This window comes from Streptosporangium sp. DT93, assembly GCF_049844535.1.
Taxonomy (GTDB): Bacteria; Actinomycetota; Actinomycetes; order Streptosporangiales; family Streptosporangiaceae; genus Streptosporangium.
In genome coordinates this window covers 104,344-116,172 of the sequence record NZ_JBNCLF010000026.1, presented here as the reverse complement: position 1 = coordinate 116,172, position 11,829 = coordinate 104,344, and the positions used below count along the sequence as shown (strand labels likewise).

Genomic DNA, 11,829 nt, shown 5'->3' with positions numbered 1-11,829 from the left:
GCCGCGTTCTCTCTTTCTATTCCCCCCGGGGTGTTTTGTTGGGTGGGGGCGGGGTGGCCCCGCGCCCGGGGCGCCCCCCCCCCACCGCCCTTCCCGCGGGGGCCGCCCAGGCGGATCCCACCCCCGCCGCACCCCCCGCGCCCGCCTGCGACGCCACCACGACTCCCCCCGCCTACCACGGCAAGGTCCCCACGCCCAGAAGCGTGCTCGGCTTCGACCTCGGTGAGCGCGAGGTCACCACGGCCGAGTCCGACACCCTGCTCGGCGCGATCGACAGGGCCAGCGACCGGGTCGTCTCCGGCACCCTGGCCACCACCGCCGAGGGACGCCCCCTGAGGTACGCCGTCGTCGGCACCCCCCGCAACATCCGGAACCTGCGCGCGATCGAGACCTCGATCAAGCTGCTGCGCAACCCCCTCACCCCCGCCGCCGCGGCCAGGACCCTGGCCAGGAACACCCCCGCGATCCTGTGGGTCGCCGGGAACGTGCACGGCGGCGAGGAGAGCGGCACCGACGCCGCGCTGAAGACCCTCCACGACCTCGCCGGACGCGACGACTGCGCGGCCAGGCGCATCCTGGACAACGCCGTCGTGGTGATCCTGCCGACGCAGAACCCCGACGGCCGCGAGGCCGACACCCGGCGCAACGCCTACTCGTTCGACATGAACCGCGACTGGTTCGCGCGGACCCAGCCGGAGACCGACGGCAAGATCGAGCTGCTGCGGAAGTATCCTCCGCAGCTCTTCATCGACGCCCACGAGATGGGCGGCACCGAGTACTTCTTCCCGCCGAACGCCGACCCGTTCTACCACGACATCGCCGAGCCGACGATCGACTGGATCAACAACACCTACGGCGCCGCGATGATCGGCGAGTTCACGAAGCGCGCCATCCCCTTCTTCAACCGCGACGTCTACGACATGTTCTACATGGGCTACGGCGACACGGTCCCGACCACCGGCTTCAACGCCGCGGGCATGACGTTCGAGAAGGGCAACGCCTCCCCGATCGCCGCCCGTACCTTCGAGCAGTGGCTCACCCAGTGGGTCTCGCTCTCGGCCGCCGCCGACAGGAAGACCGAGATCCTCACCACCTGGCACGGCATGTACGCCGAGGCCTTCAAGCAGGGCCTCGAAGGCAGGCTGGAGCCGAACAAGGTCTACAACCCGGGCAACGAGGTCATCACCCAGGTGCCCGACCGCAGGGTCCGCCACTACTTCCTGCGCGCGGACGACCCGGCCAAGAAGGCCGAGACCGACCTCGTCGTACGGCGTCTGCAGCGGATGGACGTCCAGGTGTTCACGCTGGCCAAGCCGCTGACGGTCAGGGATTTCAAGCCCTACGGCAGGGCCGAGGCCAGGACCACGCTGCCCAGGGGCACCTACTGGATCCCGATGGCCCAGGGCCAGAAGCACTGGATCCAGGCCATGCTGAACGAGGACACCTACACGCCGTTCCCCTACTTCTACGACGTGACCGCGTGGAGCCTGCCGCTGCTCGGCAACGTCTCCGGCGGTTCCTCCGGCCAGGTGCTGCTCCCCCTCGCCACGCCGGTGCGGGCCGTGGACGCCCCCTCGGCGCGGGTGCGCACCTCCCGGTCGATCGGCGTCCTGCAGCTGTCCGGCGGCACCGCGCGGAACGCCGCCGAGTCCTCCGGCTGGCTCCGCCACCGCCTGGACCGCGACTGGAAGCTCCCCTACCGGGTGCTCACCCCGGCCGACGTCGCCGCGGGCGGCCTGGGCGGGCTGGACGTGCTGCTCGTGCCGGACGGCCCGGCGAACGCGGCGAACACCGTCCTCGGCGAGACCGGCCGCGCCGCGCTGCGCGACTGGGTCGGCGCCGGCGGGCGCTACGTCGGCTGGTCGGGCGGCACCCAGCTCGCCGCGCTGGCCGGCGTCTCCGCCGTGACGCTCGCCGAACCGGCCTCGGACGTCCCCGGCTCGCTGCTCCGCACCACCGTGGCGCAGGGCCCGCTGAGCCGCGGCGTCGGGCCGGACGTCATGCAGTTCTACGCCTACGACCTGGTCATGCGGGCCGCGGACCCGGCGCACGTGCTGACCTCCTACCCTGCCGCGGACTCGCCCGAGTGGTTCCTGTCCGGCTTCGCGCTGGGCGCCGAGGAGCTCGCCGGGACGGCGGCGTCGGTCGCCGAACCGGTCGGCGCCGGTCACGCGGTGCTGTTCGCCGCCGACCCGAACTTCCGCGCCTTCACCGACGGCACGGCGAAGATCGTCGCCAACGCGATCACCGCCGACCTGCCGCCGGCCTCGGCCCGGTCGTCGCGCGCCCCGGCGCCCGACGCCTCCAGGGCCGCCGCGGCCGTCCCGGACCGCACCTCGCCGATCCGCGTCACCGTCGCGGCGTCCGACCGTGACCGGGTCGCCGGGGTGCTGAGGGGCTTCGGCGCCGTCTGGAGCGAGCAGGCCGCCACCGGCGGCGCGGTCCGCTTCACGGTCGCCAACCCCGGCGGCCTCGACCCGCACGAGCACCCCTGGGCCAGGAGGCTCCCGGGCGCGCTGCGCGCCGCCGGGGTCACCCCGCTCGCGGTGGTGCTGCCGAACTGACCGGGAGCGGCGCGCGTCCCGTCCCGGGGCGCGCGCCGCGCCGGGCCCGCGGGCGGTCAGCGTGCCTCGGCCAGCATCCGGGCCAGGGCACGCGCGAAGGTGTCGACGGCGCCGGGCGCGTACCGCAGGAAGAGGTAGGGCTCGGTGAGCTCCAGCTCGATCAGGGCCGGACTGCCGTCGGCCAGGCGGACCAGGTCGACCCGGGCGTACAGCAGGGTCGGGTATCCGGCGAGCAGCCGCTCGGCCAGCGCGATCTGGTCCGGCTCGGGGTCGCGGAACCGGCCGTGGTCGTCGGTCCCCTGTCCCGGCTTGCTGGCCTCGCCGCCCAGCATGGCGTTGCGCCGGACGGCGTGGCTGAACCGGCCGCCGAAGTAGAGCAGCGAGGTCTCCCCCTCGGTCTCGACCATGTCCAGGTAGGGCTGGATCATCGCGGTCCGTCCCGCGCCGGTCAGCCGGGCCACGTGCGCCTCGGCCTCGGCGCGGTCGGCGGTCCTGATCGTGTCGCGGGCCCCCACCGAGATCGACGGCTTGACCACGTACTCGCCGAAGACCGGGAAGTCCACGGCCTCGCCCGGCACGCCCCAGTAGGTGGGGATGATCGGCACCTCCAGCTCCCGCAGGTAGGTCTTGTCGGTGTTGCGCTCCAGCACGTCGGCCGGGTTGAGCAGCCGGGTGACCGACTCGACGCGCCGGGCCCAGGCGAGGAACTCCGCGCGCCGCTCCACGTAGTCCCACGGGGTACGGACCACGACGGCGTCGTACGCGGCCCAGTCGACCCCCGGGTCGTCCCACCGCTCGATCCGCCCGGCGATCCCCACCCCGGCCCAGGCGGCGACGGTGATCTCCTTCTCGTCATCCACCTTGTCGGGGTCGGCCCAGGTCACGTACGCCGCGGAATAACCCACCGGAACAGCTCCTTGCGTCATCACCAAAAGAACATGACACACCTTACATGAGTGCATATTTCGGGTTATGCCCCACCCCGCGCGCCGGTCGGCCGGTCCACCCGGGGTGTGTCAACGACGGCAGGGCGCCTCGGATGCTCGACGACGACGGCGGGGCGTCACCGGTGCTCGACCACAACGGCGAGGTGTCACGGACGCTCGACAACGACAACGGAGTCTCACGGACGCTCGACGACCCAGGTCCTCGCGGCTCTGTCGTGCCATGCCCGCCGGTAACCGCCGCCGTCGAGGAACATCGAGAACACCCAGACGATCGCGAGGACGGCGCCCACGTACGGGACGAACCAGCCCGTGGCGCCGACGGCCGCGACGACCGCGTACCGCGTGAAGGAGACGCCCATCGACACCGGGTCACCGGTCTCCAGGTCGACGACCCTGATCCCCGCGACGAACTTGCCGACCGTCCCCCCGGCCACGCCGGTCGCCACGGCCTCGTAGATCGCCGTGACCGCGAGAACGATGAGACCCGGCAGGACGACGTTGTCCGGCGCGTAGGGTCCGATGCCGGAGGCGGCCACCCCCTCGTAGAGGTACAGGACGGGAGCCAGAATGACGCCGAGCAGGAACGAGTCGACGACCCGGGCTCCCAGGCGCCGGCCCATGGAGGCCGCGTAGAGGTTCCGGTTCTTGGAGTCGGGACGCGGGGTGAAGAACGGTGCGGTGGTGGTCATGCCGCACAGCGTGCCGGTGGGGACTGGTGACCCACTGACCCCGCGTCTGGTGATCCACTGGAAACCCACTGAAGGGCCTGCTCAGCGCGAGACCAGAAGCAAAGGCCGGACAAGAATGTATATTTATCCGAAACAGTCGACCCGTGTACGAAAAAATAAAATGCTCGCCTTAGCCACAAAGCTTTTCACCTCGCTAGACCCACAGGATGATCTAGCGCCAGAAAATTTGTTCAGGAGTCGAGATGATCGAAGCGTGGATCTCGATAGATGCGCCGGAGATTTTCTCGCGACACCTTCCAGCCAACCCCATGAGCAAATTTATCATTGTTCATGTACAGGCGATCCGACATTCTTATCATCATAAGACTCCCCACGAACCTACTTTTCCCCCACCCAACCAGAGCCGATACCGAGAATATTAGGCCCGTCGCCAGCTTGAGTAATTTGCCGGGGCGACTGTCGATCATTGCCGATAGCTCTTCTGCTCGTACCTCAGCGCGCTCACTTTTCCCATATTTAAAACGTGCGGACCATTGCACGAGCTTCCTTGCCAACCAAGGGGATAGATCACACGCCTCGTTAACAGCGAGCCCGAGCAGTACCCCGATAACGATCTCCCAACCACTCATGACGCGTCCCTGTGTCGCAGTGCTTTTAAACGGCCGAGCGAAAGGAAGTCAAGAACCGGGTTCGATTGGAAAGGAGCAGAAGGTCGTCGGGCGTCAAGAAGTGCCTGGGCGGCCAGGACGCCTTCGCCGGTGAGGCGGTAGAAGCGGCGGCGAGGGCGAGACTGATCAGGGGTGAGCGTTTCCCACTCCCCGGCGATCCATCTGGCGTCTTCGAGTCGATCGAGGACCTTATAGACGGTGGGTCCTGCGCGTTTACTCTCCTTCATGATGACCCAGCCATGGATCGGAATCTTCTCCTCGTGGGCGTGTACGAGCACTTCGAGCACGTCCAGCATGGGCTGGGTGATACGTTCGATGCCTGCCATGCATCTAGCATACTTAGGTGAAATAAGAAAAACGAGCCTTGTGGGCCTCGTTTCAACAGTGAACTCGGCATACGGGATCCACACAACCAAACTGCACTACCCGCCCCAGAGACACTCACGCGTCCCAACTGTCACACTGTGGCTTTTTCTTACGCGTCGTATCTGTCGAAGCTCCAGAAGGGGTGCATCACTTCGCCCTGCCTGGAAACCAGATTGTCGAGCTCTTCGACCTTAATGCCGTTGACGAAATGCGCCATCCGCCGAGTGAGAAGATCAGCGTGTGGCCGCTCGGCTTCTTACTGTCGCGAATGGCCGCAATGCCAGCGGGGTTGCCTGCAATCGCCACTGCTACCACTGCAGCTACCCTTGTAGCATTTCGCGGGAGACAGGTCCTGCGCGGTCATTCTGCTTCCCGATATACGGCCTACCGCATGAATTTAGTGGTCGTTTACGCGAGGTCTCTGGACTGAGGGTGAGCCATGAGGGCCGCTAAAGATCAGGTCGTGCCGGTTGATCTCAACCTCCGCCTCCGGGGAAAAATCACCAAGCATGCCTGCGAGATGCAGGAGATCAGGATCCTGGAAGGGGAAGGTGGCGAATGAACCTGCATATCGGGTGGACGTCAATCCCGAACGAGATGATTTAGGTGTTGTAGCCCTCAACGTAGGCTAGCGGATCAGACCAAGCAGTTGAATGTGCCGCTCTTCACTCCGCCGAGGAAGGTGAGCCATTGCGCAGGGGTGAAAGACAGGGTTCCGCTGTCAGGGTTCTTGGAGTCACGAACCAAGAACATCCGATGCGAATCGGACTTGTGTTCGCCGACATGGTTCACAACAGCAACTTGAACACAGTCGGCGCCGTTGGCGCTCAGACTGCTCGTTCGCCATACGGCATGTGGATGCCCGAACGCGGCCATCTCGCCACCCCTTCCGTCGAGTCGGCGATCACAGTTGATCGGCAACAGCGGCGATGAACGAGAGGGACTCCTCGACCTCGTACGCCGTTGCGCGAAGGTGATCAAAAGCAAGTGTATAGCGGTGAACGTCCCTTTCGTCTTCTACCCAGAGGTTGCCGGTTAGTGTCTCGACGTACACCACATCGTCGTCATAGTGAGCTGGAAAGCTGAGGATCGAGAAGGTCCCGGCCGTTGCGGGATGCGCACCGGAGACGAAGGGAAGGATCTGGATGGTGATGTTGGCGGCTCGGCTCAGCTTCATCAGGTGATGGCACTGGGTTTGCATGTCCTCCGGAGAGCCCACCCTGTTTCGAAGTGCCGCCTCACTCAGGATGATCCAGTAGCCGAGAGGAGAGGACCCTCGGTCAAGAAGTCGCTGACGGGTTCTGCGGGCTTCCACCCGACGTTCGATTTCTCTTCGGGGCACGAGATCCATGAGGCCGGCCTGAATGACAGAGCGTGCGTACTCGTCGGTCTGAAGCATCCCAGGGATAATTTGCGCGGAGAAACCACGGATTGACGTGGCTTCGGCTTCGAGGGCGATGTAGGCAGCAAGTTCAGTGGGCAGGGTGTCGCCGTATGCGTCCCACCACCCCTTGAACCGTGAGTTGCGCGCCAGGTCGACGAGAGCCTGTCGTTTGTCGTCGGGGACGGCATAGAGATCGAGAAGTACGTTCAGGTCCTTGGGCTGGACACGTCTGCGAGCCGTCTCGTAGCGGCTGAGCTTCGAGGGGTCCCAACCCAACCGCTTGGCCGCTTGATCGCCGGTGAGACCTGCCACCTCACGGAGACGTCGCAACTCACCCGCCAGCCTGCGGGTTCGTATGGTGGCCGGCTGCTCGGCGCTCACGATGGGCCCCCCTTGCGTTCAGATCGCCTCAGTCTGTCGTCACCCAAGATGCCGGGCAAGCGAGACAGAAGATCTCCTTGGCATTTGAGCTGTCAATATTGTCAATCAGATTGCCAGGTAACTCACAGTGCCCACATGATGTCAGTGCATCAAGCGTGGATCGGGCCACGCCCCAGGTGAGAGCCCCAGGCTGTCCTCACCTGCGATCCGGCAGCGTTACTTAGCTGACGATCACACCCGTGGAACCTGTCGTATGTCAGCGAACTCGGGAGCCGAGCCATGGACGTGCGTGATCCGCAACAAGAGCAGTACATCCACCTCGTACGACTTGGCTGGGACCTCCGTGTTCTCGAGGTGTCCACCTCACTGGTCGTCCCCGCCTCCGGACCCCCGGTCCTGGAGATCATGTCCCTCAACGGGGTACGGGTCCGAATTCAGGTTGCTCGCCGCGCCTGCGGCTGGGTCTTCGTCTGGCGTCCCTGGTGGTCGGTGACCTGGCGAAGGGATTGGGTCTGGGCCGAGGCCAACAACGCGGCTGACATGATCGCATCAACGGTGACCGCGTGAGCGCGCGAGGACGGGACGACTCCAACGCGGCAGAAGCGGCGATCGGACACTGGGACGGATTCCAGGTCATGGGCCGGCGCGATCTTCCCGGCATCGCCCGGTCAGCGAGAGTCGCCCGCAGGTGGGTGCTGGGAATCCTGGCCGGCCACATCCCCGCCGAGACGATGGAGACCCTCGAACTGCTGGTCAGCGAGGTCGTCACCAATGCGGTCCTGCACAGCGACTCGGCCCGCCCTGATGGCCTGGTCACGGTCCGGGTGGACCTCGGCGCGGGCCTGGTTCACATCGAGGTGGCCGACGACGGCTCGACCACCACCGCGCCCACGATCCAGAAGGCCGGCGACGACAGCCTCAGCGGGCGCGGCCTGAGCTGGGTGGACTTCCTGTCACACGCTTGGGGCAGCGATCAGGACGAGAAAACCGGGAAAAGAACGGTCTGGTTCCGGCTTCGTTGTGACGGGTCGGCGAACGCCTGAAAGTCCCGTTCATGGGTCATGGCCGCGCGTACCGCCTGTCGGCGGCGGGAATGCCGGGAACGGCCCGCGACGCGGCGCGGGAAACGGAGCGACGCCTATGACCGAGGTCCGGCGGTCACGCCCCGTACACCGGTTCCGGGGCGGGGGCCTCGGTGAGGAGTTTCGTGACGGCGTCACCGATGTCGGAGGGGTCCCAGCGGGCGCCCCGGTCGACGCGGGGGCCGTGACGCCAGCCGTCGGCGAGGGAGACGGAGCCGCCCTCGACCTCGAAGACGCGGCCGGTGACGTGCCCGGAGGCGGCCGAGCCGAGCCAGGCGACCAGCGGGGCGATGTTGGCCGGGTCCATGGCGTCGAAGCCCTCCTTCGGCCGGGCCATGGTCTCGGCGAAGACCTCCTCGGTCATCCGGGTACGGGCGGCCGGGGCGATCGCGTTCACCGTGACGCCGTAGCGGCCGAGCTCGGCGGCGGCCACCTGGGTGAGGGCCACGATGCCCGCCTTGGCCGCCGAGTAGTTGCCCTGCGCGACGCTGCCCAGCAGCCCCGCCCCGGACGAGGTGTTGATCACCCGGGCGTCCACCGGGTCGCCCGCCTTCGACCGCTCCCGCCAGTGGGCGCCCGCGTGCCGCAGCGGCAGGAAATGGCCCTTGAGGTGGACCTGGATCACGTCGTCCCACTCCTGCTCGGTCATCGAGACCAGCATCCGGTCGCGGACGAACCCGGCGTTGTTCACCAGCACGTCCAGCCGCCCGAAGGCGCTCAGCGCCGCCTTGACCAGCCGGGCCGCGCCGTCCCAGTCGGTGACGTCGTCGCCGCTGGCCACCGCGCGGCCGCCCAGGTCGCGGATCTCCTCGACGACCTCCAGCGCGGGGGTGCCCGAACGCCCGTCGCCCTCGCGGCCGGTGCCGAGGTCGTTGACCACGACGCGGGCGCCCTGCCGGGCGAACTCCAGGGCGTGCTCCCTGCCGATGCCGCGCCCGGCGCCGGTGACGGCCACCACGCGCCCCTCGCAGATACCGCCCATGCCGGGCCCCCTCTCGTTGTGATCATGCAGAGTTTCCCGGCCGTTCACCCGTCGTGTCCAGAGGCGATCCGCCGCCAGGCGGGGATCTCGCCGCCGCCGTGGACGGCGATCCGCGCGCCGGTCACGTAGCCGGGCACCGCCAGCCACAGGCACACCGCGGCCACGTCCGAGGGCAGGGCCGTCCGGCCCGCGGGGACGGCCGCGCCCATCCGCGCGACCCCGCCGGGGCCGCCGTAGTGGGCGGCCGAGGCCGCCGGGTCCCCGGTCTCGGCGAGGCCGACGACGACCGTGTTGACCCGGACGCGCGGCGCCCACTCGGCGGCCAGGCAGTCGGCCAGGTGGTGCAGGCCGGCCTTGGCGGCGCCGTAGGCGGAGGTGCCCGGGGAGGGGCGCGTACCGCTGGAGCTGCCGATCATGATGACCGAGCCGCCGGAGGCGGCGAGGAGCGGGTGGGCGCGCTGCGCGACCAGCAGCGGGGCGATGAGGTTGAGCTCCACCACCCGGGTGTGCAGCCTGGGCGAGGTTCCGGCCACCTGCGCCTGCGGCGAGCCACCGGCGTTGTTGACGACCGTGTCGAGCCGCCCGTGCCGCTCCCCGATCCCGGAGAGCAGGCGGTCGACGTCCGCGGCGTCGCGCACGTCGGCCGGGGCGAACGTGACGCCCTCGGGCAGGGTCTCCGGCTCACCGCGGGCGCACACCACCACCCGGGCCCCGGCGGCCGCGAAGGCGCCCGCGACGCCCGCGCCGATCCCCCTGGTGCCGCCGGTCACCAGGACGACCGATCCGGTGAGGTCGTAGGAGATCCGGCCGCCGGGTGCGGGGGCCGTCCCGCCCACGGCGCTCGGCGTACCCGCCCCTTCCCCGTCGCTGCCTCCGGTGTTCACCCCACCGCCTTCGGTGTCCACCGTGACCGCCTCTCCGTCGCCGTGCCGTGCCGATCGTCACGTGCTACGGTACCAAGCAAGCGTTAGGTGCCAATAGTGAGGCGCGATGGGAATCACTCTTCACGGCGGCGCGGTCGCCGAGGTCGTGGTGGACGTGCCACCGGTCAACGCGCTACCGGTCTCGGGCTGGTTCGAGCTGGCCGAGGCCCTGCGGGAGGCCGGACGCGACCCCGCGACGCGCGTCGTGGTGCTGCGCGCGGAGGGCCGGGGTTTCAACGCCGGGGTGGACGTCAAGGAGATGCAGGCCACGGCCGGGCACACCGCCCTGGTCGGCGCCAACCGGGGGTGTTTCGCCGCGTTCGCGGCAGTCTACGAGTGCGAGGTGCCGGTGATCGCCGCCGTGCACGGGTTCTGCCTGGGCGGCGGGGTCGGGCTGGCGGGCAACGCCGACATCGTGGTCGTCTCCGACGACGCCTACTTCGGCCTGCCCGAGGTCGACCGGGGCGCGCTCGGCGCGGCCACCCACCTGGCCAGGCTGGTCCCCCAGCACCTGATGCGGGCCATGGTCTACACGTGCCGCACCGTCACCGCCGACGAGTTGCACGCCTTCGGCTCGGTGCTGGAGGTCGTGCCACGCGACCGGCTGCGCGAGACCGCCCTCGACGTCGCCGGCCGGATCGCGGACAAGGACCCGTACGTCATCCGCCGCGCCAAGGAGTCGCTGAACGGCATCGACCCGGTCGACGTCAGGCGCAGCTACCGGTTCGAGCAGGGGTTCACCTTCGAGCTCAACCTGATGGGCTCGGGCGACAGACACCGCGACGCCTTCGTGGCGGGAGCGGAGGACGCGGGTCGGGCGGATTCGGCGCGGTCGCCAGGTCCTATGGGCTCGACGGGTTCAACGAAGGCGAAGGCGGACCCGGCGGGACGGGAGCCGTCCGGCGTGCCGCGTCCGGAGGAGGGGGACGGCCGATGAGCAAGCTGATGACCGCCGACGAGGTCGCCGGGCGGCTGCGCGACGGCATGACGGTCGGCATCGGCGGCTGGGGCTCGCGCCGCAAGCCGATGGCCCTGGTCAGGGCGATCTGCCGTTCCCCGGTACGGGACCTGACCGTCGTGTCCTACGGCGGGCCCGACGTCGGCCTGCTGTGCGCGTACGGCAAGGTCGCCCGGGTGGTCGCCCCGTTCGTGACGCTGGACTCGATCCCGCTGGAGCCGCACTTCCGGGCCGCCCGGCAGGCCGGGACCGTGGCGTTCACCGAGTACGACGAGGGCATGTTCATGTTCGGCCTGCTCGCCGCGGCGCACCGGCTGCCGTTCCTGCCGACCCGGGCCGGGCTGGGCTCCGACGTGATGCGGGTCAACCCGGAGCTGCGGACCGTCCGCTCGCCGTACGGCGACGGCGAGGAGTTCGTCGCCGTGCCCGCTTTGACGCTGGACGCCGCGCTGGTGCACCTGAACCGGGCCGACCGGCGCGGCAACGCGCAGTACCTGGGGCCCGACCCCTACCTCGACGACCTCTACGCCAAGGCGGCCGGTCACTGTTACGTCTCCTGCGAACGCGTGGTGGACACCGCCGACCTGCTCAAGGAGGGTCCCGTGCAGTCGCTGCTGATCAGCCGGTCGATGGTGGCCGGGGTGGTGGAGACGCCGGGCGGCGCCCACTTCACGGGCTGCGAGCCCGACCACGGCCGCGACGAGGCGTTCCAGCGGGCCTACGCGAGGGCCGCCGCCGACCCCGAGGCGTGGCGGGCCTTCCGGGAGCGCTACCTGTCCGGTGACGAGGCCGCCTACCAGGAGGCCGTACGCCGGTACGGGGAGGAATCGTGACCACCGGCGCCGACCGCTCCACCGGGGCCGACCGTGATACCGGAGCCGGTCG

At 68.8% G+C, this 11,829-nt stretch carries 13 protein-coding genes and 1 pseudogene; 5 read left to right on the top strand and 9 right to left on the bottom strand.

Translation table 11 applies throughout. The features are described 5' to 3' along the window. Positions 1 to 53: 53 nt before the first annotated feature. Positions 54 to 2,564: a M14 family zinc carboxypeptidase gene (locus ACLQ2R_RS35860; RefSeq protein ID WP_425965864.1), complete on the top strand. Its 2,511-nt coding sequence runs from the start codon at positions 54 to 56 to the stop codon at positions 2,562 to 2,564. 56 nt (positions 2,565 to 2,620) lie between these two features. On the opposite strand, the gene ACLQ2R_RS35855 is transcribed toward ACLQ2R_RS35860, so the two are convergent. The 7 genes from ACLQ2R_RS35855 to ACLQ2R_RS35825 form a co-directional block, all read right to left on the bottom strand. Beyond that, on the bottom strand, positions 2,621 to 3,469 hold the full coding sequence (locus tag ACLQ2R_RS35855) for an ATP-grasp domain-containing protein (RefSeq protein WP_425965863.1): 849 nt from the start codon (positions 3,467 to 3,469) through the stop codon (positions 2,621 to 2,623). Between the two features lie 218 nt (positions 3,470 to 3,687). Continuing rightward, the gene (locus ACLQ2R_RS35850) at positions 3,688 to 4,200 is read right to left on the bottom strand and encodes an RDD family protein (RefSeq protein WP_425965862.1); all 513 of its coding nucleotides are present in this window, start codon (positions 4,198 to 4,200) and stop codon (positions 3,688 to 3,690) included. A gap of 230 nt (positions 4,201 to 4,430) precedes the next feature. Then, the gene (locus ACLQ2R_RS35845; RefSeq protein ID WP_425965861.1) at positions 4,431 to 4,829 is read right to left on the bottom strand and encodes a hypothetical protein; all 399 of its coding nucleotides are present in this window, start codon (positions 4,827 to 4,829) and stop codon (positions 4,431 to 4,433) included. Then, positions 4,826 to 5,194, bottom strand: coding sequence for a PadR family transcriptional regulator (locus tag ACLQ2R_RS35840; protein WP_425965860.1), 369 nt, complete (start codon positions 5,192 to 5,194; stop codon positions 4,826 to 4,828). The genes ACLQ2R_RS35845 and ACLQ2R_RS35840 overlap by 4 nt, the downstream gene beginning before the upstream one ends. Positions 5,195 to 5,381: 187 nt before the next feature. Continuing rightward, the gene (locus tag ACLQ2R_RS35835; protein ID WP_425965859.1) at positions 5,382 to 5,540 is read right to left on the bottom strand and encodes a DUF397 domain-containing protein; all 159 of its coding nucleotides are present in this window, start codon (positions 5,538 to 5,540) and stop codon (positions 5,382 to 5,384) included. 330 nt (positions 5,541 to 5,870) lie between these two features. Next, a complete protein-coding gene (locus ACLQ2R_RS35830) occupies positions 5,871 to 6,110 on the bottom strand; it encodes a DUF397 domain-containing protein (RefSeq protein WP_425965858.1) in 240 nt (79 codons plus the stop codon). 28 nt (positions 6,111 to 6,138) lie between these two features. Then, positions 6,139 to 6,999 carry a helix-turn-helix domain-containing protein gene (locus ACLQ2R_RS35825; RefSeq protein WP_425965857.1) on the bottom strand — a complete coding sequence of 287 codons (861 nt, stop codon included), beginning with the start codon at positions 6,997 to 6,999 and terminating at the stop codon, positions 6,139 to 6,141. A 279-nt stretch (positions 7,000 to 7,278) separates the two neighbouring features. Between ACLQ2R_RS35825 and ACLQ2R_RS35820 the strand changes: the two genes are divergently transcribed. Together ACLQ2R_RS35820 and ACLQ2R_RS35815 are read left to right on the top strand one after the other, a co-directional pair. Beyond that, complete coding sequence (locus tag ACLQ2R_RS35820) at positions 7,279 to 7,566, top strand: hypothetical protein (protein ID WP_425965856.1); 288 nt, start codon at positions 7,279 to 7,281, stop codon at positions 7,564 to 7,566. Next, positions 7,563 to 8,042, top strand: coding sequence for an ATP-binding protein (locus ACLQ2R_RS35815; protein WP_425965855.1), 480 nt, complete (start codon positions 7,563 to 7,565; stop codon positions 8,040 to 8,042). Before ACLQ2R_RS35820 ends, ACLQ2R_RS35815 begins: the two co-directional genes overlap by 4 nt. Before the next feature lie 115 nt (positions 8,043 to 8,157). On the opposite strand, the gene ACLQ2R_RS35810 is transcribed toward ACLQ2R_RS35815, so the two are convergent. Both ACLQ2R_RS35810 and ACLQ2R_RS35805 read right to left on the bottom strand, forming a co-directional pair. Continuing rightward, entirely contained in the window at positions 8,158 to 9,063 is a 906-nt protein-coding gene (locus tag ACLQ2R_RS35810; protein WP_425965854.1) for an SDR family oxidoreductase, read from the bottom strand. A gap of 44 nt (positions 9,064 to 9,107) precedes the next feature. Next, complete coding sequence (locus ACLQ2R_RS35805) at positions 9,108 to 9,968, bottom strand: SDR family oxidoreductase (RefSeq protein ID WP_425965853.1); 861 nt, start codon at positions 9,966 to 9,968, stop codon at positions 9,108 to 9,110. 85 nt (positions 9,969 to 10,053) lie between these two features. Here ACLQ2R_RS35805 and ACLQ2R_RS35800 point away from each other — a divergent pair. Together ACLQ2R_RS35800 and ACLQ2R_RS35795 are read left to right on the top strand one after the other, a co-directional pair. Further along, positions 10,054 to 10,791: pseudogene (locus ACLQ2R_RS35800) on the top strand (enoyl-CoA hydratase family protein); the annotation flags it as partial. 128 nt (positions 10,792 to 10,919) lie between these two features. Beyond that, positions 10,920 to 11,777, top strand: a complete 858-nt coding sequence (locus tag ACLQ2R_RS35795; protein WP_425965852.1) for a CoA transferase subunit A — start codon at positions 10,920 to 10,922, stop codon at positions 11,775 to 11,777. Positions 11,778 to 11,829: the final 52 nt, after the last annotated feature.